We start from the raw sequence: 24768 nt of genomic DNA on the forward strand, positions 1-24768 counted from the left end.
GTGCACCACCCACGTACGACCGCGGACACGAGCGTGTCCGCGGGCAGGTTCGCGGCCGCCGCCGACATGGGCAGGATCGTCGCCCTGTCCGCGGCGGCCGGGCGTGATCTCCGTAAGTGCGCGGAGTCCTATGAGGATCTGTTCGGTGGGAAGCCGTTCGATCCCGGCTTCTTCAGTTCGCTGTCCCTCGTCGGCGCGTTCGGGTCTCCCTGGGCGACGGCTGACGAGCTGCGGATCGTCAATCGCGCGGCGTTGTGGGTCTTCGCCGTCGACTGGCTGATCGACGTGACGGCGAAGACCCCGGAGGACGTCGATCTGATCGTCCGCGACTGCCTGGCCGCCGCGGACGGTACGGCGGAGCCGGCCACGCCGCTCACCCGGTTCCTCGTCGACATCCGGGACGAGCTCGCGTCCGTGCCCGCCTTCGAGACCGCGGGCCCGGTCTGGCGGGCGCAGCTCGAACGGATGCTCACCGCCATGGCCCTCGAATGGGGCTGGAACGACGTCCGCGAGAGCGGCGGCGGTGACGGAGAGGGAGATCGGATCCTGCCGGATCTGGAGGAGTACCTGGCCAACGCCGACGGCACGGGGTCCTCCTTCGTCAACGTCTCCCACTGGATCTTCACCGGTGATCCCTGGACGGTGGGTCATCTCGACGAGGTCATGGTGATCAGCGCGGAGGTTCAGCGGTACCTCCGGCTGCTCAACGATCTCGCCACCTACCGGCGGGACGTCGGCTGGGGAGACGTGAACGTGCTGATGCTCGGCGTCGGCCGTACCGAGGTGTCGGAACGGATGGCAGAACTCGCGGACCGTGCCGGAGAGCTGCTCGAACCGCTGCGGGACGCGTGCCCGCGGACGGTCGCCTACCTGGAATGCCAGGTCGGCTTCAACACGGGGTTCTACGGTGGCGCTGATTATTGGGGCGAGATGTGAGTATTGGCGACCTGGTTGTTCCGGAAAGCGCGGAGGCTGTCGTCGCCGCCGCCGACGAGTTGATCGCCGGGTTGATGGCCCGGCCGTGGGGACAGGCCTCCCCGTCGGTGTACGAGACCGGGCGTCTGGTGACGCTGGCTCCCTGGCTCGCGGGCCACGCCGAACGCGTCGACTTCCTCGTCCGGACACAGCGTCCGGACGGCACCTGGGGCGCGCCGGACGGGTATGGGCTGGTCCCGACCCTCAGCGCGACCGAGGCGCTGCTGTCCGCCCTGCTACGCGGTGACACGGGCTCGCGTCCCGAGACCGCCGCCGGGGTGGCGGGCGCGGCGGACCGCGGGCTGCGCGCGCTTCACGGCGGGCTCGGCGCCGCGGACTCGCTGCCGGACATGCCGGCACAGGACATGATCATTCCGGCCCTGGTCGTGGCGATCAACGAGCACCTCGACGCGCTGGACCGTACCCCCGGGGCCGCGATCGAGACCGGCAGCCGGCGGCTCGATATGCCGCCCGGAATGAGCACGGACCGGCTCGCGAAGGTCCGGGCGCTGGTCGCCTCGGGTGTCGACCTGCCGGAGAAGCTGGTGCACGCCCTGGAGGTCGCGGGCGACGCGGCGAGCGGGGCGACGGCGGTCCGTCCCACCCCGATCGGGACCGTCGGCGCCTCACCGGCCGCCACCGCCGCGTGGCTGGGCGACCGCGGCCTGCTCGACACCACGGATCGCTCGGTGCGGCACCTGGAGGCGGTCGCGCGGCGGCACGGCGGGCCGGTCCCGGTCAGTCTGCCGATCACCGTGTTCGAGCGCGGCTGGGTGCTGAGCTGGCTGGCCCGCGCGGGCATCCCCCTCGACGTGCCGCCGGAGATGCTGGGGGACCTCAGGGCGGCGATCGGTCCGACGGGTACGCCCGCGGGGCCGGGCCTGCCGCCCGACGCCGACTCGACCTCCGTCGCGTTGTACGCGCTGGCGTTGCTGGGCGTGCCGTGCGAGCCGGCCGGGCTGTGGGCGTTCGAGATGGACACGCACTTCTGCACCTGGCCGGGCGAGGACGGGTTCTCGGTCAGTGTCAACGCCCATGTGCTCGACGCCTTCGGGCAGTACGCGGCCGGACGTCCGGACGACGCGGCCCGCTACCTGCCGTACCTGCGGAAGCTGTCGGCGCTGGTGCGCGACCACCAGCGGCCGGACGGGAGCTGGGACGACCGCTGGCACGCCTCGCCGTACTACGCGACGACGAGCTGCGCGCTCGCGCTGGGCGACTTCGGCGGCGAGGAGACGGCGGACGCCGTACGGCGGGCCGTGCGATGGGTGCTGTCCACGCAGCGGCCGGACGGATCCTGGGGCCGATGGGAGGGCACGGCGGAGGAGACGGCCTACGCCATGCAGATCCTGCTGATCACCCGGCGCGACGGGGAGGCGGCGGGCCCGGCGGACTCGGCGGCGGAGGTCACCGAGGCGGCGGCGCGCGGCTACGCCTTCCTGCTGGATGCCGGGGGGCAGGGCGAGGACCCGCCGCTCTGGCACGACAAGGACCTCTACCTCCCGGAGGCCATCGTGCGGGCGGCCGTGCTGGCGGCGCTGCACCTCGCCCAGACCGACCCGGTTGTTATGGAGTGGTACGGACAGTTATGATCTTGACAGTCCGCTCAACAGGCGACAAATGCAAATATATTCGGACATTAGGTCTATAAATGCATGGTCGCCTTGAGGGGATTTAATACCTTTTGCTAGGGTACCCCGGGTGCGGCGCGGCGATTATGCCGCTCCGCTGCTGCGGCATCAATTGGTGGCATTTACGTTAATTGCCGGAAAACATGTCGCGGGATTCTCTGACATTGCTGGACGGGTATCTATGCGCTTCCGCAATTCGCGTGTAAGGACCAAGGTCACGGCCTTGCTCGTGTCGCTCACCGCGCTGTGGGCGTTCGCGGCCTGGGTGACGCTGCGGGAGGGTGTGAACCTGCTCGGCGCGACCACGATCGACGGCAACGTGGCCGAGCCGAGCGAGCCCCTGCTGCTCGAGTTGCAGCGCGAGCGCCGGATAACCGTCGCCCGGCTCGGCAACTCCTCGGCGTACTCCCGCCAGGAGCTGCAGGAGCAGCGCGCCCGCACGGACAAGGCCCGGGCGGAGTTCGAGAGCTCCGCCGACAGCGGCAGCGTCAGGTTCGCCGCGAGCAAGGCACTGCAGGACCGCATCCGCGCCACCTTCCTGCAGCTCGACGGGTTGAGCGCCACGCGCTCGGCCATCGACGGCGGGCAGCTCGCCCGTGCGCGGGCCGAGTCGGCGTACAACGACGTCGCGGACTCCTTCGCCCAGATGTACGAGTCGGTCGCGACCCTCGACGACGAGGACATCGCGAAGGACGGTCGCCTGCTCAGCACGATGAACCAGGGCCGGGAGATGCTCGCCCGCGAGGACGCGCTCCTCGCGGGCGTCTTCGCGGCGGGACGGTTCACCGAGGCGGACCACGCCCGGTACGCGACCCTCGTCGGCGCGCAGCGCTACATCCTCGACCACACCGCGAGCGGCCTCAGCGGCGAGGACCGTGCCGCGTACGAGCGGTGGACCAAGAGCCGCGCGGTCACCGCCATGCGCAACCTGGAAGACCTGCTGATGCAGAGCCGCCAGGTGGACCGGCCGCTGACCGTCACCGACGCGCAGTGGCGGTCGGTGGCCGAGCCCGCCCTCGCGAACCTCCAGAAGGTGATCCTCGACGGTGGTGACCGGCTCGTCGAACGCGCGACGCCGATGGCGATCGGCGTCGTCGTGCGCCTCGTCCTGGCCGGACTGCTCGGCCTCTTCGCCGTCGTCGCCTCGATCATCCTGTCGATCACCACGGCCCGCGCCCTGGTCCAGCAACTGGAGAAGCTCCGCGACGCGGCGCTCGAACTCGCCCACGAACGGCTGCCCAGTGTCGTGAACAAGCTCGGTCGCGGCGAGAAGGTGGACGTCGCCGTCGAGGCGCCGCCCCTCCAGTTCGGCGACGACGTCATCGGCCAGGTGGGCCAGGCGTTCAACACCGTCCAGGAGACCGCCATCCGGACCGCGGTCGAAGAGGCCGAGCTGCGGCAGAGCATTCGCGACATCCTGCTCAGCCTGGCCCGCCGCACGCAGTCGCTCGTCCACCGGCAGCTCACCCTGCTCGACGTCATGGAGCGGCGCGAGCACGACGAGGCCGAACTGCGGGACCTGTTCCGCGTCGACCACCTCGCCACCCGAATGCGACGCAACGCGGAGAACCTCATCGTCCTCTCCGGCGCGTCCCCCGCCCGCGCCTGGCGGCGCGCGGTCCCGATGGTCGACGTGGTACGCGGCGCGCTCGCCGAGGTCGAGGACTACACCCGGGTCAGCGTGCTCCCCATGGGAGACGTCGAGCTGAGCGGACGCGCGGTCGGCGACGTCATCCACCTGCTCGCCGAGCTGGTCGAGAACGCCGTGTCGTTCTCCCCGCCGTACACGATGGTCCAGGTGAGCGGGCAGATCGTCGCCAACGGGTACGCCATCGAGATCGAGGACCGCGGCCTCGGCATGACCGAGGAGGACCTGGCGGCGACCAACGAGCGGATCGCCGATCCCCCCGAGTTCAACCTGTCGAGCACGGCACGCCTCGGCCTGTACGTGGTCAGCAAGCTGGCCGAACGGCACGACATCCGGGTGATGCTGAAGAGCTCGCCGTACGGAGGGACGACCGCGATCGCCCTGCTTCCGCACGAGCTGATTGGCGACAGTATGAACCAGCAGAGCCCGTCCGAGCCCAAGTCCGTCGAGCAGCTGGCCGGCGAAGGCGGATTCGGCACGGCACGCGACGACCAGGGGGGCGCGTCCTTCCCCGTCTCGCGGATCGCCCTGGTGGGCGGGCGCGAGCCCTCCGTCCAGGCGGTGCGCACCATCCCTGACTCCACGGCGTCCGCAGCTCCGGAGTCGGCCACCGGACCTGAGACCGATTCCGTCACCGGACCCGTCCCCGGCCCTGCCACCGGTCCCGTCCCCGGCCTGCGGCCGGAGTCGGCGCAGGAGTCGCGCGAGCCGCAGGGATCGCCGCCCGAGCCGTCATTCACGCCGTCCGGCCTGCCGTTCCGCGTCCCGCAGGCGAGCATCGCCCCGTCGCTCCGCGACGACGCGCCGGTCAGCACGCCGGCCGACGCCCTCGAGGAGGAGGACGACGACCGCTCCCCCGAGGAGATCCGCAAGATCATGGGCTCGTTCCAGAGCGGTACCCGGCGGGGCAGGTCCGAGGCGTCGAAGCTGGTGGGCGACGACACGGGCCCCTTCGACGATCGGCCGTCGGCGTGACGACCCAGCCGCCCAACCGCCGTTCACCCCGGCAAAAGGAGATCTACCGGTGACGCAGAAGACCAGTGCTTCCGCCGACCTGGCCTGGTTGCTTGACGACCTGGTCGGGCGGGTGAGAGAAGCCGAGCACGGCATCGTCCTGTCCACGGACGGCTTGCTGATGGCGTCGTCGAAGGGGCTGAGTGTCGAGGACGCCGAGCACCTGTCCGCGGTGGCCGCCGGCCTCCAGAGTCTCGCCCGCGGCGCCAGCGAGCGGTTCGGCGGCGGCACCGTGCGCCAGACCATCATCGAGATGAAGTCGGCCTACCTCATCGTCAGCGTGGCCGGCCCCGGCGCCTGTCTCGCCGTGCTGTGTGCCCAGGACGCCGACGTCGGCCTCGTGGCGTACGAGATGGCCATGCTCGTCGTCCGGGTCGGCCAGTATCTGACCTCTCCCGCGCGAACCGCCGAACCTGCTGCCAGGAGTGAGTTAACGCGATGAACATGGAGCGAAGCCCCGGAGAATTCAACGAGGAGTGGCTGCTCGACGAGCCGATCGTGCGCCCGTATGTGATGACGCGCGGGCGCACCGACGCGAGGGGCAAGTTCGACCTCGTGACCATCGCGGTGACGATCCGCTCCACTACGGGAGCGGAGGTCGGCCTCGACCCCGAACACCGCACTATCGCCAGGCTGTGCCGCAGGCCCCTGTCCGTGGCGGAGATCGCCGCGCACATGGACCTGCCTGCCGGGACCGTACGCGTGCTGCTCGGCGACCTGCTCGAAAAGGGCTTCGTCGCCGTCCAGCAACCCCAACCGGAGATGGACGTGTTGGACGAGAGAACTTACAGGGCGGTGCTCGATGGCCTCCGGGCGCTCTGACAAGCCGAAGCTGCCCAAGGCGATCAAGCTGCTGGTCGCGGGCGGCTTCGGGGTCGGCAAGACCACCATGGTGGGCGCGGTGTCGGAGATCCGGCCGTTGCGCACCGAGGAGACGCTGACCGACCGCAGCGTGGGTGTGGACGACCTGTCCGGCGTGGAGGCCAAGAGCACCACCACCGTGGCGATGGACTTCGGCCGCATCACCATCGGTGACGAGTTCATGCTCTACCTGTTCGGCACGCCCGGCCAGGAGCGGTTCTGGTTCGTCTGGGACGAGCTCGCGCGTGGCGCCCTCGGCGCGGTGGTGCTCGCGGACACCCGCAGGCTCGCGGACTGCTTCCCCTCCGTGGACTACTTCGAGCGCCGGGGCACGCCGTTCGTCGTGGCGGTCAACTGCTTCGACGGCTCGCGGCAGTACGAGCTGGACGAGGTGAAGCTCGCGCTGAACCTCGGCCCCGAGGTCCCGGTGCTGCTCTGCGACGCGCGCAGACGCGAGTCCGGCAAGGAGGTGCTGATCACCCTGATCGAGCACGCGTACGCCCGGCGGCCGGCGGCGGTCAAGTAGGTGTCGGCGTTGGTGCCGGTGCGGGTGCGGGTGTCGGTGTCGGCCCGCTGACCGCGGGCCGGGTCCGGCTGCGATAGCCGTGCCGACACGGTCACCGTCCGTGACATGGGTGGATCGGGCCGGTAGGAACGCGGCATGACCACGCCGCGGCTCGCCCTGTTCGCCGTCATCCTCACCTTCGGAACGGGAGCGGTGGACGCGGCGAGCTACATCCGGCTCGGCGGGGTCTTCAGCAGCGTGATGACCGGAAACCTGGTCGTCGCCGGGTACGCCGTCAGCAGCGCGTCCCTCGACACGGCGCTCCACACCGTCGTGGCGCTCGTCGGATACGTCATGGGAGCCGCGCTCGGCACGCACGTCGCGGGCCGGCCCCGGCCGGACGAGCCGGTCTGGCCGGGCCGGGTCACCGTCACCCTGGCGATCGAGCTGGGGGTGATCGCATGCTTCGCCGTCGGCTGGGAGCTGGCGGGGGAGCGGCCGGGGATCGTCGCCGAGCACGTCCTGCTCGCGCTCGCGGCGCTCGGGATGGGCATGCAGAGCGCGGCGATGCGCGGCCTCGGCGGGCGGGCCGCCCTGTCCACGACGTACCTCACCGGCACCCTGACCGGGGTGGTGGCCGCCCTGCTCACGCCCCGGGAAGGCGCGCGGTTCGATGTGCGCGGCATGGTCATCCTGGCCGCCCTCACCGCCGGGGCCGCCGCCGGGGCGGCGCTCGTCTCCTTCGCCCCGGCGTTCCTTCCGGCCATCCCCCTGACCACGCTCACGCTGGTCGTCGTACTCGCCTGGTTCACCGGACCGCGCGGCGCGGCGGCGGGGTGATCGCGGCGGTCCGGTCTATGTGCTCTTCCCGCGAGCCGGGGCCCGGAGGGCTGGACATCCGGGTGAGGATGTTACGCGTCGTGAATGGTGTCGTTCCGGCGCTCGGGCTCGCGTGGGGACGCGTCCTGCCGCCCGTCGTCGCGGTCACCATCGCGCTGGTGCTGGCCGGGGCCGTGCTGTCCGCCGTCCACCACGCGAAGGTGGTCGCCCACCGGGTGGGGGAGCCGTTCGGGTCGCTCGTCCTCGCGATCAGCCCCTGACCCAGGCGCAGGACGTCAGCGGCCCGTCACGCGACCTCGACCGGGTGAACCGGCCGACCTCTGATCAGCGGCAAAGAGGTCGAGCGGGAAGGATCCGATCTCGGTGAGGATGCGTTCCGCCTCGGCACGGCAGGAATCGGCACGGCAGGAATCGGTACGGCAGGAATCGGTACGGCAGGAATCGCTACGGCAGGAATCAGCCGAGCCCCTGTGGGTGGCGTCGGCCAGCAGCAGCAGAGCCTGTCCCTGGCCCAGGCTGTGGCCGGTCTCGCGGTGCAGGGCGAGCGCCAGTGCGGCGCGTTCCGCGGCGCGTTCGTCCCTTCCGAGAGTGAGGTCGGCTTCGGCGAGGGCGAGCAGCGCCCGGCCTTCCCATACGCGGTATCCCGCGTCCTTCGCCAGGGCCAGAGCATGCTCCGCATCGGCCGTGGCCGCGGCGGCGTCGGCTGCCGCGAGGCGGGTCGCGGCGAGTTCGATCCGGATCCACGTGCCCAGCAACCGGTCGGCGACGACGTCGGCCGCAGCCTGGGCCCGCTGGAGATGCCGGAGCGCGGACGGCAGGCGCCCCAGGTGCCGGTGCACCGAGCCGAGAACGGCCAGGACGCCGGCCTGAGTCCGCTCCCCGGTACCGCTCGCGGCGTGGACGGCCGCCTCGGCCTGCCGCAGAGCCTGCTCCCGGCGTCCGGCGTCACGGTGCACGGACGCGCAGGCGGCCAGCACGAGAGGCTCTTCAACGGTGTTCCCGACCTTTCGGTAGATCTCCAGAGCGTGCTCAAAATGGCCGAGTGACTCCTCGAACCTGCCGAGAAGATGGCAGGCGTGACCGAGAGTGTCGAGTACGGCCGGGTGCCCGTCACCCGAACCGGCCACGCGGTACCGCGCCAGCACGTCTTCACAGCCCACCACGGCCTGCTCCAGGTTTCCCGCATGCAGCGCCACGAAGGCGAGGTTCGCCAGATTCACCGCCTGTCGCGCCAAGTCTCCCCGTTCCAGGTCCAGTCTCAGTGCTTGGCGGTAGCAGCCGGCCGACCGCTCAAGCCGACCCCGATCGAGGTGCAGGTTGCCGAGCAGGGTGAGCGCGGACGCCCGGCACTCCGGCCAGTCGAGCCGGTCCGTCAGCTCGATGACCCGATCGAGATGGCCGAACGCCTCCTCCATCCGTCCGAGCCGGATGAGGGTCTGACCGAGGGTGAGCCGGGCGCCGGCCTCGCCCCGCAGGTCCCGGGACACCCGCGCGGCGGCGAGACCCGCCTCCGCCGTGGTCATGGCCGCGTCCGCATCGCCGGACAGCCAGTAGTAGCCGCGCAGCGCCACGGCCAGATGCCACGCCTCACGCGGTGCGCCGCCTTCGGCGGCGTCCACTGTCGCGACCACCAGGTTGACCGACTCGGCGTCCAGCCATCTGCGGGCGTCGGGGGCTGCCTCGAACCGTACGGCGGGCCCTGGAAGGGGAGGCATGCGCAGCACATGCGAGTAGAGCAGCTCGGCCGCGCTGTCCGCGCCGGACAGATACCACCGGTACACCCGCCGGACGGCCTCGCCCCGCTCATCGTCGCTGTCCTCCGCGTGGGCCTGGGCCTGTGCGTACAGCCGGACGAGGTCGTGGAAGGCGAAGCGACCCGCCACCCGCTCATCAAGGAGATGCGCGGCCGCGAGGCGATCGAGCAGCCGCACCGTCTGTTCCGTGCTCCGGTCCGAGGCGGCGGCTGCCGCCTCCACCGTGAAGTCCATGCCAGGCGCGATGCCGAGGAGGCGGAACAACCGTCGCTCCTCCGGCGCCAGCGTCTCGTACGACTCGTCCAGGGCGGCGCGTACGGCTGTGCCGCTGTCCCCGGCGATCTCCAGCGCGGCCAGCCGGTTGCCCTCGGCGAGCTCCGCGGCGTAGTCGGCGATCCGCCGCAGCGGGCGATCGGCAAGGCGGGCGGCCGCGATTCGCAACGCCAACGGCAGCCGCCCGCACAGCTCGGCGACCTCCGCCACGGCCTCCGGCTCCGCCGCGACCCGGCGCTCACCGAGGAACGAGACGAGCAGTTCCCGGGCCTCCGCCGGGGTGAGGACGTCGAGCGTGATCCGCCGCGCGCCCTCCCGGACGATCAGCCCACTGAGGCGGTCGCGGCTGGTGACGACCACGAGGCAGCCGAGGGCGCCCGGCACCAGGGGGCGGACCTGCGCGGCGGACGCCGCGTTGTCCAGCAACACGAGCATGCGCCGGCCCGCCATGAGCGAACGGTAGAGGGCCGCGGCCTGCGCCGTGTCGGACGGCATCCGCTGCGGGGGCGTGCCCAGCGCGCGCAGCAGCGCCGTGAGCGCCTCCAACGGACGCAACGGCGGCTCCGCGGAATACCCGCGCAGGTTCAGAAAGATCTGCCCGTCTGGAAACCGGTGCATGATCCGCTGCGCCCAGTGCACCCCGAGGGCGGTCTTGCCGACGCCGGCGGGCCCGGCGATGACCGTGAGGGCGACCGGCGCTCCGGTGCCCCCGTGATCGCCGGCCAGCACCTTGTCGAGCGTCCCGATCGCATCCGTCCGGCCGGTGAATCCGTACACGTCGACGGGGAGCTCCCGAGGGACGGGCGGCGGCGACGGGTGCGGCGGTGACCAGAGGTCCTCGTCGCCACGCAGCATCGCCTCGTGCAGCAGCCGCAGCTCGGGGCCCGGTTCGATGCCCAGCTCCTCCATGAGCAGGGCGCGGGTCCGGCGGAAGACCTCCAGCGCCTCGCTCTGCCGGCCGGACCGGTAGAGCGCGAGCATCAGGTGGCGGCTCAGGACCTCCCGATAGGGATGCTCATCCACCAGCAGCGACAGTTCCGGCACCACTTCGGCGTGCCGGCCGAGCGCGAGGTCGATGTCGGCCCGCTCTTCGACGGCGCGCAGGCGTTCCTCTTCCAGGCGGGCCGCCGTCTCGCGGATCAGCGGGGTCTGGGCGATGTCGCCGTACGCCTTCCCCCGCCACAGTGCCAGTGCCTCGGTGAGCAGCTCGCCCGCGCGGTTCAGGTCACCGGACTCCCGGGCCCGTCCCGCCTCGGCGGCGAGCTCGCCGAACCGGTCCGCGTCCAGTTCGCCGGGATGGACGGCCAGCAGGTAGCCGGAGCCGTGGCTGGTGATGCGCTGGGGCGCTTGGAGCGTGCGGCGCAGCCGGTGCACGTACAGGCGCAGGTTCGCCGTGGCGGACGCCGGCGGCTCCTCCCACAGCGCCTCCATGAGGCGCTCCAGGGAGACCAGGGCGTTGGCGTGGCAGAGCAACGCCGCGAGCAGGGTCTGCTGCTTGGCGGCGGTCAGGCGCATCGCCTCGCCGTCGCTTCGTACGACGAGTGGGCCGAGAACCCCGAACTCCACGGCGGACTCCCTGCACTTCGAAGCCGTCGATGCCGAACGTATACGGCCGAAGTGGGATCCACAAGATCGGCTATACCGCGCGTATACCGCCTTGGTCGATGCTGTGACCTGAAGCGAACGAGATCGCGAAGGAGTGATCAGCATGAGCAAGGACTACACCTGGGGCGCCCCGGACTTCGTCTGGCACGCCCCGGACTACATCTGGATGTAGAAGCGCCGGACTGGGCGCTTCTTGATCCGACTGCGCGTGACGAGTCGCTCGGCTCCCGTGTCGCCGGCGGAACCGTGAACCTTCCCAAAAGGTGATCGCGCCAAGGTGGCGCTGGAATCGACGGACCTCGAGTCCCGGCCGGGTGGCGCCCCCCACCGCGCCACCCGGCCGTCAGGAAAGGACGGGCGAATGACCGCGACAGGGGAGCGCTCCGCGGCGTTCCGCGACGTGCTCGCCGTGCCGGAGTACCGGAGTCTGTGGCTCTCCGGCCTGATCTCCCGCGCCGGAGACCAGCTCGCCCGGGTGGCGCTCGCCGTACTCGCCTACCGGCTGACCGGGTCCGCGACGGTGACCACGCTCACCTATGCGCTGACGTTCGTCCCCTCGCTGATCGGCGGACCGCTCCTCGGCGGCCTCGCCGACCGGTTCCCGCGCCGGCGGCTGATGATCGCCTGTGATGTGGCCAGAGCGCTGCTGGTGGGGATCATGGCCATTCCGCAGGTCCCCTTTCCGGTCCTGTGCGTGCTCCTCTTCGCGGTCCAGCTGATCGACGCGCCGGAGAAGACCGCGCGGATCGCCACCACGCCCGACGTGCTCGACGCACGGCTGTACGTCACAGGGGTCACGCTCTCTCAGATGACCTCGCAGCTCACCACACTGGTCGGGTTCGGGGTGGGCGGCCTGATCGTCACGGCCATCGGCCCGCACGCGGCGCTGGGCCTGAACGCTTTCTCCTTCGCTCTGGCCGCGCTGGTGGTGGCGACGGGCGTCAAGGAACGGCCGGCCTCACGCACTGGCCGGGTCGTCTCACTCGGTGAGATGGCGACCGGCGTCGGCCTGATCGTCAGGGACCGGAGGCTGCGCGGTCTGCTCGCGTTCGCGCTCCTCGCCACCTTCTCCATCGCCCCTGAGGGGCTGGCCATACCGTATGCGGCCGCCCTGGGCGGCGGGACCGTCGAGGCCGGCATCCTGCTGTGCGCCATCCCCGCCGGCAGCGTGGTCGGGATGTACCTGGTCAACCGGCTGTCGGCCGGGTTGCCCGCGCTGGCGCCGCTGGCGGTGATCTCCTGCCTGCCACTCGTGGTCAGCGCGCTCGAACCGGGCATAGCGGTCTCCGCCGCCGCCTGGTTCCTGACCGGCGTCCTGTCGGCCTACCAAGTGATCGCCAATGCCGAATTCGTCCGCTTCGCCCCGCCGGAACGGCGCGGCCAGGCGGTCGGTGTGGCCGCCTCGGCGCTCACCGCGGTGCAGGGCATCGGCGTGCTGCTCAGCGGCCCCCTGGCCGACCTCACCAGCCCGCCGGTCGCGATCGCGGTGTACGGCCTGGCCGGCACGATCGTCGCCCTCCCTCTCGCGGTGGCCTGGCGCCGGGACCGTGCCGCCGTGCCCCAACCAGAGAGCCGGTAGCGGTCCGCAGCACCGCTTCCGTACGCCGAAGCGTGCGGGGCCGTAGGCTCCGCCCATGCCTCCCTCCGACTCTCGTTCTCAGCGGAAGCGGCCGAAGGAACCGGCCGCGCCCAAGATGCCCAGATCACTCGCCGTCGCGCGGTTGCCCGAACACGACCTCGAAGACGACCGTACGTACCGCTCGATGGCGTTCACGGGCATCGACCTGTCGAGCCGTGATGTGGAGATCGCCGACTTCGATGGATGCCGGCTCGTCGACACCGGCTTCGCGGGTACCCGGCTGCACCGTGCGGGCTTCGTCGATGTGGAGTTCGAGCGCTGCGACCTGTCGACCATGGCGGCCAGGATGTCGACCGTGCAGCGCGGCCGGGTGTCGTCGAGCCGCTTGACCGGAACGGCCTGGACGGAGTGCACGTTCCGGGACGTGCTGTTCGACGCCTGCCGCGGCGACTTGGCCGGGTTCAGGTTCTCGACGTTCACCGGCACCGTCTTCCGGGACTGCTCGATGCCGGAGGCCGACTTCCAGAACGCCGACCTGCGGGGCGTTCGCTTTGAGCGCTGCGACCTGACGAGGGCGCAGTTCTCCCAGGCCCAGATGGACGGAGCCCGCTTCACCGACTGCACCCTGGTGGGGATCAGCGGCGTGACCAGCCTCAAGGGGGCGATCGTCAGGAGCCAGGACGCCCAGGGCCTGCTCTACGTCCTGGCCGGAGCGATGGGCATCACCATCGAGGAATAGACCCGTCGGCGGCCCCGGCATCCTGGGTATGCGGGTGATCGCCGGTGCCGCCGACGTGACAGATCGTAGGTTCGGCGTCAGTCCCAACTGGTCCCGGCGGGCACCCGGAGGGTGGTGTTGATGCGGTTGAAGAAGTTCGTGATCGCCACCATCAGCACCAGGGCCCCGAGCTGCCGCTCGTCGTAGTGCTTCGCGGCCTCGGCCCAGATCTCGTCGGTGACCGCGCCGGGCCGGTCGGAGAGCCGGGTCGCGGCCTCGGTCAGCGCCAGCGCGGCCCGCTCGGCGTCGTCGAAGAACGGGCTCTCGTACCAGGCGGCGAGGGTGTGCAGCTTCTCGGAGCTGACACCGGCCTTGGCCGCGCCCGTGGCGCCGGCGTGGACGCAGGCGCTGCAGCCGTTGATCTGGCTCGCGCGCAGATGCACCAGCTCAAGCGTCTGGCGCGGTACGCCGCCGGCGTACACCTCCTTGAAAATGTGCTGGACGCCTGCCGTGATGTCGGGCTGGCCTGCCGCGTTCTGGATGCGTGCTGTCATCTTTCCTCCAGGGGCCGGGTCGTCGGATCGGTGAACGGCACTACGACGTCCGGCCGCGGCGGGAGGTAACGCCGGGCCGATAGTTACCTCACCGGCGCGTGACGCGTCCTGGTAGTGACACCGTCGTACGTCGAGGAGAACCGTGACCGAAGAGGAAGAGCTCGCCGCGGAGTTCGAGAACCAGCGCCCCTATCTCCATGCGATCGCGTTCCGCATACTCGGCTCACACGCCGACGCGGACGACGCCATCCAGGAGGCGTGGCTACGGCTTGCGCGGACCGGTCGCGGTGACATCGAGGACCTGCGCGGCTGGCTCACCACGGTGACCAGCCGGATCTGCCTGGACGCGCTCCGCAGACGCGGAGTGCGGGGCGAGCAGCCGCTCGAGCTCGACGTCGGCGCACTCGCACGGGAGGCGGCCGGGGATTCCCGGACCGATCCCGAGGCGGAGGCCGTGCTCGCCGACTCCGTCGGCCTCGCGTTGTACGTCGTCATGGACGCTCTCACCCCGGCGGAACGGGTGTCGTTCGTGCTCCACGACATCTTCGAGGTCCCGTTCGACGCGATCGCGGCCATCCTCGGCCGGAGCACCGCGGCCACCAAGATGCTCGCCAGCCGGGCCAGGGGGCGGCTGCGGCTGGGCGCGCCCACGGTGGATGCCAACGCCGCGGCCCGGGACGTCGTCGACGCGTTCTTGGCGGCGGCCGGCAGGGGCGACGTCGCCGGACTGCTGGCCGTGCTCGCGCCCGAGGTCGAGCTGCGGGCACAGGGCCCCGGGGGTACCGTCGTCGTCCGCGGCGCGGGCGAGGTCGCCGCCCAGGCGACGATGTTCGCGCGCCCGGAGGCGCTGGCGCATCCGGTGCTCGTGGACGGCGTCCCGGGCGTTCTCATCACCGTAGGCGGACGACCGGTCACGGTCCTGGCCTTCACGGTCGCGGACGGTGTCGTCACCGCGATCAGCGGGCTGACCGCCCCAGCCCGGCTGGGCCAGCTCGTCCCGTCGTGGGTCGCGTGACCGTGCAGAGGCGCAGGCGTTCTGGTGACCGATGGCCTGGAGCCTGGGCCGGCGCAGAGCCGAACGCCCGCGCCGCCACGTTGTCCACAGGGCTCGGGTATATGTCCACAGGGATATCCACAGGGCGGCCGCGCATTGTCCACAGCCCGTACGGCCCACGCCGGAGGGCTGTGGACCGTACGGGGGAGCCTGTGGACGGTCAGGCGACCGGCTTGGGCTCCTCCAACTCGTCGACGGTGCGGCGGGGGCCGGTGAACCACTTCCGCGCCGAGAGGGTCCACCACAGGGCGATGCCCAGCAGCACGGCGCCCACGGCGATCGGCGCGTAGTTCACGGACGTCCAGGCGAAGTCCTTGTCACCCGGCACGCCCGCGGGCGTGATCGGCAGGATGAAGTACACCGAGATCACCGCGATCTCGATCACCGAGATCCAGCCGAGGACCTTGTACTTGCGTCCCAGCGTCCACGGTCCGGGCTGGAAGGCGTCACCAGCGCGCAGCCGCAGCCAGATCGGGATGAGGAAGGCCAGGTAGAGCCCGATCACCGCGATGGAGACCACGGCCAGGAACGCGACGGGGGTGGTCGTCCCCTCCGGGGCGTACAGCGCGGGCAGCGTGATCAGCAGCGCGACGGCGCAGCCGCCGAGGATGGCGTTGACCGGGGTCCGGTTGCGGTCCACCTTCGACCAGAGCCGCCAGCCGGGGACGGCGCCGTCGCGGGAGAACGCGTACGTCATCCGCGACATGGAGGTCACGCAACTCATGCCGCAGAAGAACTGTCCGATCGTGGAGATGCCGAAGATCACCGTGGCGAGCGTGGACGACAACGACGAGGTGAAGATCGCCCCGACGAACCCGTCCGCCTTGTTCACGGCGTTCACGTCGGTGGCCGCGAACAGGAACGACAGCAGCAGGATCCAGCCGCCGACCGCGGAGTAGAAGATCGACTGCCAGAGGCCCTTGGCCGCGGTCCTGGCCGCGCCGTGGGTCTCCTCGGAGACGTGGGCGCAGGCGTCGAAACCGGTGATCGTGTACTGCGTGAGCAGGAAGCCGAGCGGCAGGACGTACAACCAGAACGTGGGTCCGGAGTCGCCGGAGCCGAATCCCGAATGGTTGAACCGCTCGAACAGGAAGCCCACGCTCTGGTGCTCCGACGGCCCGAAGATCAGGATGAGCACGACCGCCGCCGCGCCGAACACGTGCCACCACACCGAGACGTTCTGCAGGATCGAGATCAGGCGGTGGCTGAAGATGTTGATCAAGGCGTGCAGCACCAACACGATGGCGAACAGCAGGAACGTCTGCCGCAGCGAGTCACCCTGCGCCCAACTGTCGCTGAAACGGCCGATGGTGATGTTCAGGAAGGTGGCGCAGCCGTAGTCGACGCTGGCCGTCACCGCGATCAGGCCGATCAGGTTGAGCCAGCCGGTGAACCAGCCGTGGATCGGCTTGCCCAGCTTGGCGGCCCACCAGTAGATGCCTCCGGCGGTCGGGTAGGCCGAGACCAGCTCCGCCATGCAGAACCCGATGATCAGGATGAACGCCGAGATCAGCGGCCAGCCCACGGAGATCGCGAGCGGCCCGCCGTTGTTCCACGCCTGGCTGAACGTCGTGAAGCAGCCGGCCAGGATCGAGATGATGGAGAAAGAGATGGCGAAGTTGGAGAACCCGCTCCACGTCCGCGCGAGTTCCTGCTTGTAGCCGAGTTCGGCGAGTCGACGGGAGTCGTCGTCGAGGGCTTGCGCCATGTGGCCTCCTCTAACTGGTGGGGGGTGTCCGGCCGTCGATGAGACGGCCGAAGCTCGGGTCGTCGAGGTCGCGTACGGCCCGGGCGAACTTGCCGGTGGCCTCGGCGTCGAGGTCGAAGCCGGACAGCGCGCGGTTGCGGACGAGGCCGTGGTGCACGACGAACCACAGCGACCAGGCGAGATTGGACATGATCGCGTTCAGGCGTACGCGTGCGGCGTGCCGGTCGTCGCCGAAGTACGCCCGGGTGAGCCGTTCGACCTGGTCGGGGTCGTAGCCCGCCTCGGCCGCGATGTCGCCGAGCTCGAAACAGGGGTCGTTGTCGCCGGACAGCTGGTAGTCGACGATGCGGATCTCCGTCCCGACGTCGATCATGTTCTGCGGCAGCAGGTCGTTGTGGCAGGGGACCGCGGGCAGTGGCCGGGCGGCGAGCGCGGTCTCGATCTCGGCGACCACCGGCAGCCGGTCCGTGAACCCGTCCGGGAGCGTCAGCCCGTGCGTACGGCACACCGCGAGCAGCTCGTCGAGCTTCCGGAAGATCGAGAACGTGTTGCCGAACCGCGGCCCGGCGTGCAGGCGGCGGCAGGCGGCGGCGACCTTCGTGATCGACTCGGGCGCGCGGATGGCGGCCGCGTCGAGGGTGACGCCGTCGATGTACTCCAGGAGGACCGCGCCGGGCAGGACGTGGAGCACCTGCGCGCCCACGCCGGTGGACGCCGCGCACAGCGTGTTGGCGATCTCCTGGTGAAGGGGGATGCCCAGGCCGACCTCGGCGATCAACGGGTCCAGCACGCGCAGCAGCCAGCGGTCGCCGTCCTCCGTCTCCACGCGCGCGATGTGGTGGCTGAACCCGCCCTTGATCGTCGTGTATGTGACCGGCCGGCCGGCCCAGGCCGCGACGAGCGCCAGCGCGTCCCGAATGAGGTCTGGCATGGGCGGCTCCTTTTGGTCTACGTTCAGACCATTGATCCGATTCTGCGGGTCGGGTGTTACGGAATCAAGCAGCCTCGTGTGACATCTGAGGTCTGCGGGAAAGGTGCCGATGTCGCGGATTCCAGCGGAAGCGCAGGCGGTCGTCATCGGTGGCGGTGTGGCGGGGTGCAGCGTCGCCTACCATCTGGCCAGGCTCGGCTGGACGGACGTGATCCTCGTCGAGCGGCACGACCTGACGGAGGGCACCACGTGGCACTCCGCGGGGTTCGTCGGCCAGCTCAGGTCCACCGTCACGCAGACGCGCATGATCATGTACTCCGCGGGGCTCTATCCCGAGCTGCGCGAGCTGACCGGCCTCGACCCCGGCTGGAACGGCGTGGGCGGGCTGCGCCTCGCGACGACGCCGGAACGCCACGAGGAGCTGCTGCGCCAGGCGGCGGCGGCCGAGACGTACGGGCTCGACATGGAGGTGCTCGACCGGGCGGGGACGCTGGACCGGCTTCCGCTGCTGGAGGTCGCCGACGTCCGCGCCGCGCTGTGGCTTCCCGGCGACGGCTGGCTCGACCCCGCGCGCCTGGGCCGGGCGCTGGCCGAGGGGGCGCGCAGGCTCGGCGTACGGATCCTCACCGGGGTCGAGGTCACCGGCATCGACGTGACCGAGGGGCCCGGAGGTACCGAGGTGCGTGCCGTACGGCTGCGCGACCGCTCCGGCGGCGAGACGGACGGCGAGACGGGCGGCGAGCCGGGCGGCGAGGCAGGCGGGGAGCCGGGCGGCGAGCCGGGGGACGAGTGGGTGGTGCGGACCAGGACGGTGGTGAACGCGGCGGGGGCGGCGGCCGGCGTGGTCGGCCGGCTGGCGGGCGTGGACGTGCCGATCGTGCCGATCAAGCATCAGTACGTCGTCACCGCGCCGAAGGGCGTGCCGGCGGACACGCCCACCGTCCGCGATCCGGACAACATCGTGTACTTCCGGGAGGAGGACGGCGGCATCCTCGTCGGGGGATATATCAGGACTCCGCAGATCTGGGACACCGCCCGGCCGCTGGCCGAACCTCGCACGCTCTTCGCTCCCGATATGCCGAAATTTCAGGAATCGTGGGCATCGGCTGTGCGGCGGCTGCCGATTCTGCGCGACGTCGGGCCGGGTGCGGATCCGGGCGAGTTCCGCAAGGTCGTGCACGGGCCGGAGGCGTTCACCCCCGACGGCGAGTTCCTGCTGGGGGAGACCGCCACGCGCGGGTTCTGGGTCGCGGCCGGGTTCTGCGTGCACGGCCTGGCCGCCGCGGGCGGCGTCGGCAAGGTCATGGCCGAATGGATCGTCGACGGCACGCCGGAATACGACGTCTTCGGGATGGACATCCGCCGGTTCGGCGGGCACGCGCGCTCGGCGCGGTGGGCGCGCGCCAAGGCGCTCGACTCGTACAGCAAGTACTACGACATCGTCTATCCCGGCGAGGAGCGCACCGCCGCCCGGCCGCTGCGCAGGTCGCCCGCCTGGGTCCGGCACGCCGAGCTGAAGGCGTCCTTCGGCGAGAAGGCCGGCTGGGAACGCGTCAACTGGTACGAGTCGAACGCCGACGAACCATGTGGGTGCGAGCCCGGGGCGGCCTCCGAGCGTGTGCCGGACGAAGCGTCCGAGGGCGGCTCCGGGGTGGAGACGCCGCCGAGCGGATGGGCCGGGAAGATCTGGTCGCCCGCGATCGGACGGGAGTGCCTGGCCACCCAGAACAGCGCGGGACTCTTCGACCAGACATCCTTCGCGAAGCTCGAAATCTCCGGCGAGAGCGCGTCGGCCATGCTCGGACGCGCCTGTGCCGGGCGGATCGACCGGCCCGTCGGCACGGTGGTCTACACCCAGCTCCTCAACGAGCGCGGCGGCATCGAGGCCGACGTGACCGTGACCCGGCTCACCCGGGACCGGTTCCGCCTGGTCACCGGTACGGCCTTCGGCGTCCACGACGCCGCCTGGCTGCGCCGCCACCACTCCGGAAACGGGGTCGAGATCAGGGACGTGACCTCGGCGTACGCGTGCTACTGCCTCTGGGGTCCGAAGGCGTACGACATCCTGAGCGGGCTCACGGACGACGACCTGACCTTCGGCTACCTGCGGGCCCGCGAGATCAGCGTCGGCCACGTTCCCGTGCTGGCCCAGCGGGTGACCTTCGTCGGCGAGTTCGGCTGGGAGCTCTACTGCCCGATCGAGTACGGCCTGACCCTGTGGGACACGCTGATGGACGCCGGGCTGCCGCACGGCATGCTGCCCGCGGGGTACCGCGCCCTCGACGCGCTGCGGCTGGAGAAGGGCTACCGGGTCTGGGGCCTCGACATCACGCCCGAGACGACCCCGCTGGAGGCCGGGCTCGGCTTCGCCGTACGTGAGAAGACGCGGGCCACACTGCCCGAGCCCCGGCAGGCGTTGCGCTGCCTGATCGTCGACGACCCGCGCGAGGTGTGCCTCGGCGGCGAGCCGGTCCGGGTGGACGGGGCGCCGGTCTCCCGCGTCACCAGCGGCGGGTACGGCTACCGCGTCGGGCTCTCGATCGCCTACGCGTACCTGCCGGCTGGCACGGAGGGACGGGTCGAGGTCGGCCTGAACGGCGGCTGGACCGGCGCCCGGATCACCCCGGAACCGCCCTACGACCCGGGCAACGCCCGCGTCCGGGCCACCCCCTGGCAGGACGCCTGACGCGGCCCCGCCCAGGAGGGGTCACGGCGGTCACGGCGGCAGTTCGGCGCGGGTGGGCAGGCCCTGCCAGGTGCTCGGCCCGGCCACGGCGAACGCGGCCACGGAGATGCCGCGCTTGAGCCGATCCGCGGGATGGAGGCCGTTGAGCAGCGCGCTCAGGTATCCCGCCACGAACGCGCCGCCGACCTCGGTCGCGTCCACCGCGGTGACCGGGGCCGCCTGCGTGTCGTAGCGGAGTCCCTCCACGGTGGCGCTCGCCCCCTTGGACCCTCGCGTGACGATCAGTTCGGGGACGGAGCCGATCACCGACTCGACGAAACCCAGCTCGTCCTGGTTCGCGAACAGCACGTCGGCGGACGCGGCCAGCTCGGTCAACCCCTGCCGCGCCTCGTCCACGCTCTCCCAGAGGTGCGGCCGGTGGTCGACGTCCACGGAGATCAGGACCCCCGCGTCCCTCGCCAGCTTGACCGCGTGGTGGACCGCGCTCCAGGACGACGCGCTCAACGCGAGCGTGATGCCGGTGACGTGCAGGATCCGCGCCGACTGTACGGCGTCCGCCGGGACGTCGCCGGTGGACAGCCGCGATCCGGCCGAGCCCGCCCGGTAGTAGACGGCGTGCATCGAGCGCCCGATCCGGCGCTGCCGTACGACCAGGCCGGTTGCGGCCGTCTCGTCGACCCGGACGGCGGAGACGTCCACCCCCTCCCCGCGCAGCGTCGTCAGGGCACGGGCGCCCAGCTCGTCGGAGCTGACCCGGCCCAGCCAGCCGACGGAATGCCCGAGCCTGGCCAGCCCGACCGCAACGGTCAGCTCGGGGCCCTCCATGTCGAGCCGGGCGGTGCCGTCGTGCCGGAGCCGGTCGGCCGACACGACGCCCAGAACCTCTCCGAGGGTGAAGACCTCGGATCCGGCGGCCGGCAGTTGATTGCCGGAAGAAGCAGTCATGTGTGTCTTTCTCCGCGATCGATCGCGATCGATGCGGCAAAGCATGGCAGAGGCGGCTCCGTCGCGGGAAGCGACAGGCCGATCAAGAACGTGCCCTGGGCCGGCTGGTGGGCTGGAACTTGAAGGAGATCGCCTCCATCAGATCCGCGCGGAGGGGACTGCCTGCTTCAGCCGGCGGGGGAATCCGCGCTCCCTCCCTTCGGATTTTGTCGGTGGCTGCCGATAGCGTGGTGATCTCGTTACTGAACGTGGGAGGTGGGGGTGCGTAGGTCGTACAAGTTCCTGCTGCGCCCCACCGGCAAGCAGGCCGCCACGCTCGCGCAGTGCTTGGAAGATCACCGGGTGTTGTACAACGCGGCGTTGGAGCACCGCCGTTCCGCCTACCGGAAGGCGGGGGTGGCCGTGCGCTACGGTGACCAGTCCGGGGAGTTGAAGCACATCCGCTCCGATGACCCCGCCGGGCAGGTCCGGTGGTCGTTCTCCTCCCAGCAGGCCACGCTCCGCCGGTTGGAGAAGGCGTTCTCCGCGTTCTTCCGCCGCGTCAAGGCCGGGCAGAAGCCGGGGTTCCCCCGCTTCAAGGGGCGGGGCTGGTTCGACACTGTGGAGTGGCCGAAGGACGGTGACGGCTGCCGGTGGGACTCTCAACCGGAGCACCCCACCGCGACGTTCGTCCGCCTTCAAGGGGTCGGGCATGTCCGTGTGCATCAGCACCGCCCTGTGCTCGGCAGGGTGAAGACGATCGGTATCAAGCGGGAAGGCAACCGCTGGTACGTGATCCTGTCCTGCGATGACGTGCCCGCGCAAGCTCTGCCTGCGACCGGTGCGGTCGTCGGGCTGGATGTGGGCGTTGCGTCGCTGGTCACGACCAGCGACGGGGAACACCTGGCCAACCCGCGCCACCTGCAGGCGTCCGCCGGACGTCTTGCGGCGGCACAGCGGGATCTCGCCCGCAAGAAGCGGGGCTCCAAGCGGCGGCGCAAGGCCGTGGCCCGTGTCGCGGTGGTGCATGCGAAGGTCCGCCGCCAGCGCCTGGATGGCGCGCACAAGGCCGCGCTCGCGTTGGTCCGTGACTACGGCGTGATCGTGCATGAGGATCTGCGGATCGCGAACATGACCCGCTCGGCCGCCGGCACGATCCAAGCCCCTGGTCGGAATGTCGCACAAAAGTCCGGGTTGAACCGGAGCATCTTGGGCGCGGGTTGGGGGGTGTTCCTGACGGTCCTCGCGCACAAGGCTGAAAGCGCCGGTCGAGAGCTGATCGCGGTGAACCCCGCCAACACTTCTCGCACGTGCGCCCGCTGCGGGCACTGCGCGAAGGAGAACCGCGTCACCCAGGCCGAGTTCATCTGTATGGCGTGTGGGCATACCGCGCATGCCGACGTGAACGCGGCTGTCAACATCCTCAGGGCAGGGCTTGTCCTTCGCGACGCTGCGGAAGCGGCTTAGCGAGAAGCCGCTCCCTTCAGGGAGCGGAGGAGTCACGAGGCTCTGCCGCTTGGTCTTCTGGATGGCGGCGATCCGCCACCTCCCGTCGGTGTCGCGGACGATCGTGTAGGTCTGGACCTTGCCCAGCTTCTTCGGCTTGCTCTTGTACGTGTCGCCGCGGGTCACCGCCACCGCGGTGTCGGGGCCGTAGAAGCGGATGTCGACGATCTCCATGGCCAGCCGGGTGCCCTTGAGGAAGCTGTCGAACAGCACCTGATGAGCGGCGCCGATCTCGTCGGCTCCCTGGTAGATGGTGCCGACGAAGGTGACGTCCACCCGCCTGATCGACCGGCTGGAGCGAGCCGGTTACGTACGCCGGCTCCCGTCACCCGACGACCGCCGGAAAGTGATCGTCGAGTTGATCGGCAAGCCCGCCGGGCTGGACGAGGTCATGGCCCCCGCCCGGCGCAAGCTCGGCGAGATCCTGCAGAGCTATTCCCCCGACCAGCTCGAAACGCTCTTCGACTACTTCGCCCGCGCGGCGGTCGCCTACCAGGAGGCGGCCGCCGCACTCCGCGCGTCCGACGCCTGACTGTTACCGCGGGGTCGTCGACGCGGGCGAGCCGCCCGTGGAGTTCAGGCGGCGAAGGCGTCGACGGCGGCCTGGCAGAATGCCTTGAGATCATCCGGCTTGCGGCTGGTGACCAGCGTGTTCGGCCCGTCGGAGTCGACCACGACCTCCTGGTCCACCCAGTTCGCCCCCGCGTTGCGCAGGTCGGTCTGGAGGCTGGGCCACGAGGTCACTGTACGGCCCCGCACCGCGTCGGCCTCGATCAGCGTCCACGGCCCGTGGCAGATCGCGGCCACAGGCTTGCCCGCGTCGAAGAACGCCTTCGTGAACTGGACGGCCTTCGGCTCGGTGCGGAGGATGTCGGGGTTGGCGACCCCGCCGGGCAGGATCAGCCCGTCGAACTGGGAGGCGGAGACCTGGTCGAGCGTCGAATCGACCGGGAACGACTCCGCCTTGTCCAGGTGGTGGAAGGCCTGGACCGTGCCCGGATCGGTGGAGATCAGCCGAGGGTTGCCGCCCGCCTGCTGCACGGCCTTCCACGGCTCGGTCAGCTCGACCTGCTCGACGCCCTCAGGGGCGACGAGGAAGGCGATCGTCTTTCCTTGGATCATGTCCGCTCCTTGGGTTTCAGCTGCGTTTCACCTGCGACTTCCTCGATAAGCGACCGACCTGCCCAGCGACCGGGGATCTATGCGAGAACGTGGGTAGAGGACCGGAATGCCCCTGTTCGTCGGCACCTCCGGCTGGCAGTACGCCGACTGGCGCGACCAGCTCTACTCCGGAGTGCCGCAGCGGCTCTGGCTCGAAAAATACGGCGAGGCGTTCGCCACGGTGGAGAACAACAACGCCTTCTACCGGCTCCCGTCACACGAGACCTTCGAGTCGTGGCGCGAGCGCACTCCCGGCGATTTCGTCATGGCGGTCAAGGCCAGCCGCTTCCTCACCCACATCAAGCGGCTGAAGGACCCCGAGGAGCCGGTCCAGCGGTTGCTCGACGTGGCAGACGGTCTCGGTTCCAAGCTCGGTCCGATCCTGTTGCAGCTCCCGCCCACGATGTCGGTGGACTGCGAGCGGCTCCGCCACTGCCTGGCCCGGTTTCCCAAGGCCATACGGGTGGCGGTGGAGTTCCGGCACACCTCGTGGTGGACGGAGGCGGTGCGCGAGACGTTGGGCGAGTTCGATGCCGCCCTCTGCTGGGCCGACAGCCGGGGCCGCCCGATGAGCCCGCTGTGGCGGACCGCCCGATGGGCCTACCTCAGGCTCCACGAGGGCCAGGCCCGGCCGCTTCCCTCGTACGGTGACCGGGCGTTGCGCACGTGGCTCGACCGGCTGGGGGACGTCCCGGACGCCTACGTCTACTTCAACAACGATCTCGGTGGCGCCGCCGTGCGCAACGCGTTGCGGTTCGCCGAACTCGCCCGCGACGCCGGCCACCGCGTCAGCCGTACGGGCATCCCGGACTGAGGCGAGCTGCCCCCGGTGTGGTTCAAC

Annotated in this window: 21 protein-coding genes and 1 pseudogene; 15 read left to right on the forward strand and 7 right to left on the reverse strand. The window is 70.7% G+C overall.

Annotation, left to right across the window (positions count from 1 at the left end):
* From QSK17_RS07850 to QSK17_RS07885, 8 genes are all read left to right on the forward strand, one after another.
* Positions 1 to 936 carry a terpene synthase family protein gene (locus QSK17_RS07850; RefSeq protein WP_285703845.1) on the forward strand — a complete coding sequence of 312 codons (936 nt, stop codon included), beginning with the start codon at positions 1 to 3 and terminating at the stop codon, positions 934 to 936.
* Positions 933 to 2567: a prenyltransferase/squalene oxidase repeat-containing protein gene (locus tag QSK17_RS07855; protein WP_285703846.1), complete on the forward strand. Its 1635-nt coding sequence runs from the start codon at positions 933 to 935 to the stop codon at positions 2565 to 2567. Before QSK17_RS07850 ends, QSK17_RS07855 begins: the two co-directional genes overlap by 4 nt.
* A 268-nt stretch (positions 2568 to 2835) precedes the next feature.
* A complete protein-coding gene (locus tag QSK17_RS07860) occupies positions 2836 to 5229 on the forward strand; it encodes a sensor histidine kinase (protein WP_285704162.1) in 2394 nt (797 codons plus the stop codon).
* A gap of 49 nt (positions 5230 to 5278) precedes the next feature.
* Complete coding sequence (locus tag QSK17_RS07865) at positions 5279 to 5710, forward strand: roadblock/LC7 domain-containing protein (RefSeq protein WP_285703847.1); 432 nt, start codon at positions 5279 to 5281, stop codon at positions 5708 to 5710.
* Between the two features lie 2 nt (positions 5711 to 5712).
* Positions 5713 to 6090: a DUF742 domain-containing protein gene (locus QSK17_RS07870; protein ID WP_285703849.1), complete on the forward strand. Its 378-nt coding sequence runs from the start codon at positions 5713 to 5715 to the stop codon at positions 6088 to 6090.
* Complete coding sequence (locus QSK17_RS07875) at positions 6071 to 6655, forward strand: GTP-binding protein (protein WP_285703850.1); 585 nt, start codon at positions 6071 to 6073, stop codon at positions 6653 to 6655. Before QSK17_RS07870 ends, QSK17_RS07875 begins: the two co-directional genes overlap by 20 nt.
* 135 nt (positions 6656 to 6790) lie before the next feature.
* Positions 6791 to 7474, forward strand: coding sequence for a YoaK family protein (locus QSK17_RS07880; protein ID WP_285703851.1), 684 nt, complete (start codon positions 6791 to 6793; stop codon positions 7472 to 7474).
* 80 nt (positions 7475 to 7554) lie between these two features.
* Positions 7555 to 7734, forward strand: coding sequence for a hypothetical protein (locus tag QSK17_RS07885; RefSeq protein WP_285703852.1), 180 nt, complete (start codon positions 7555 to 7557; stop codon positions 7732 to 7734).
* A 15-nt stretch (positions 7735 to 7749) separates the two neighbouring features.
* Here QSK17_RS07885 and QSK17_RS07890 read toward each other — a convergent pair whose 3' ends face one another.
* Positions 7750 to 11067 carry an AfsR/SARP family transcriptional regulator gene (locus tag QSK17_RS07890; protein ID WP_285703853.1) on the reverse strand — a complete coding sequence of 1106 codons (3318 nt, stop codon included), beginning with the start codon at positions 11065 to 11067 and terminating at the stop codon, positions 7750 to 7752.
* Between the two features lie 400 nt (positions 11068 to 11467).
* Between QSK17_RS07890 and QSK17_RS07895 the strand changes: the two genes are divergently transcribed.
* On the forward strand, positions 11468 to 12685 hold the full coding sequence (locus QSK17_RS07895; protein ID WP_285703854.1) for an MFS transporter: 1218 nt from the start codon (positions 11468 to 11470) through the stop codon (positions 12683 to 12685).
* Between the two features lie 55 nt (positions 12686 to 12740).
* On the forward strand, positions 12741 to 13424 hold the full coding sequence (locus QSK17_RS07900) for a pentapeptide repeat-containing protein (RefSeq protein ID WP_285703855.1): 684 nt from the start codon (positions 12741 to 12743) through the stop codon (positions 13422 to 13424).
* A gap of 77 nt (positions 13425 to 13501) precedes the next feature.
* On the opposite strand, the gene QSK17_RS07905 is transcribed toward QSK17_RS07900, so the two are convergent.
* Positions 13502 to 13957, reverse strand: coding sequence for a carboxymuconolactone decarboxylase family protein (locus QSK17_RS07905; RefSeq protein WP_285703856.1), 456 nt, complete (start codon positions 13955 to 13957; stop codon positions 13502 to 13504).
* A 142-nt stretch (positions 13958 to 14099) separates the two neighbouring features.
* Between QSK17_RS07905 and QSK17_RS07910 the strand changes: the two genes are divergently transcribed.
* Entirely contained in the window at positions 14100 to 14972 is an 873-nt protein-coding gene (locus QSK17_RS07910) for a sigma-70 family RNA polymerase sigma factor (protein ID WP_285703857.1), read from the forward strand.
* A gap of 199 nt (positions 14973 to 15171) precedes the next feature.
* Here QSK17_RS07910 and QSK17_RS07915 read toward each other — a convergent pair whose 3' ends face one another.
* Together QSK17_RS07915 and QSK17_RS07920 are read right to left on the reverse strand one after the other, a co-directional pair.
* Positions 15172 to 16719, reverse strand: coding sequence for an amino acid permease (locus QSK17_RS07915; RefSeq protein ID WP_285703858.1), 1548 nt, complete (start codon positions 16717 to 16719; stop codon positions 15172 to 15174).
* A gap of 10 nt (positions 16720 to 16729) precedes the next feature.
* A complete protein-coding gene (locus QSK17_RS07920; protein WP_285703859.1) occupies positions 16730 to 17650 on the reverse strand; it encodes a phosphotransferase in 921 nt (306 codons plus the stop codon).
* 109 nt (positions 17651 to 17759) lie between these two features.
* Here QSK17_RS07920 and QSK17_RS07925 point away from each other — a divergent pair, with 109 nt between their 5' ends.
* Complete coding sequence (locus tag QSK17_RS07925) at positions 17760 to 20336, forward strand: GcvT family protein (protein WP_285703860.1); 2577 nt, start codon at positions 17760 to 17762, stop codon at positions 20334 to 20336.
* A 30-nt stretch (positions 20337 to 20366) separates the two neighbouring features.
* Here QSK17_RS07925 and QSK17_RS07930 read toward each other — a convergent pair whose 3' ends face one another.
* Positions 20367 to 21281 carry a sugar kinase gene (locus QSK17_RS07930; RefSeq protein WP_285703861.1) on the reverse strand — a complete coding sequence of 305 codons (915 nt, stop codon included), beginning with the start codon at positions 21279 to 21281 and terminating at the stop codon, positions 20367 to 20369.
* Between the two features lie 261 nt (positions 21282 to 21542).
* Here QSK17_RS07930 and QSK17_RS07935 point away from each other — a divergent pair, with 261 nt between their 5' ends.
* Complete coding sequence (locus QSK17_RS07935) at positions 21543 to 22727, forward strand: RNA-guided endonuclease InsQ/TnpB family protein (protein ID WP_285703862.1); 1185 nt, start codon at positions 21543 to 21545, stop codon at positions 22725 to 22727.
* A 102-nt stretch (positions 22728 to 22829) separates the two neighbouring features.
* Here the strand turns inward: QSK17_RS07935 and QSK17_RS36095 are convergent.
* Positions 22830 to 23042 (reverse strand): annotated as a pseudogene (locus QSK17_RS36095) (SgcJ/EcaC family oxidoreductase); the annotation flags it as partial.
* On the opposite strand from QSK17_RS36095, the gene QSK17_RS07940 reads away from it, so the two are divergent.
* On the forward strand, positions 23032 to 23298 hold the full coding sequence (locus QSK17_RS07940; protein ID WP_285703863.1) for a MarR family winged helix-turn-helix transcriptional regulator: 267 nt from the start codon (positions 23032 to 23034) through the stop codon (positions 23296 to 23298). The pseudogene QSK17_RS36095 and the gene QSK17_RS07940 sit on opposite strands and share 11 nt — an antisense overlap.
* A gap of 44 nt (positions 23299 to 23342) precedes the next feature.
* On the opposite strand, the gene QSK17_RS07945 is transcribed toward QSK17_RS07940, so the two are convergent.
* Entirely contained in the window at positions 23343 to 23888 is a 546-nt protein-coding gene (locus QSK17_RS07945; RefSeq protein WP_285703864.1) for a type 1 glutamine amidotransferase domain-containing protein, read from the reverse strand.
* Positions 23889 to 23994: 106 nt separating this feature from the next.
* Here QSK17_RS07945 and QSK17_RS07950 point away from each other — a divergent pair, with 106 nt between their 5' ends.
* On the forward strand, positions 23995 to 24741 hold the full coding sequence (locus tag QSK17_RS07950; RefSeq protein WP_285703865.1) for a DUF72 domain-containing protein: 747 nt from the start codon (positions 23995 to 23997) through the stop codon (positions 24739 to 24741).
* Positions 24742 to 24768: the final 27 nt, after the last annotated feature.

Origin of the sequence: Microtetraspora sp. NBRC 16547 (assembly GCF_030268965.1) — a bacterium.
Classification (GTDB): Bacteria; Actinomycetota; Actinomycetes; order Streptosporangiales; family Streptosporangiaceae; genus Microtetraspora.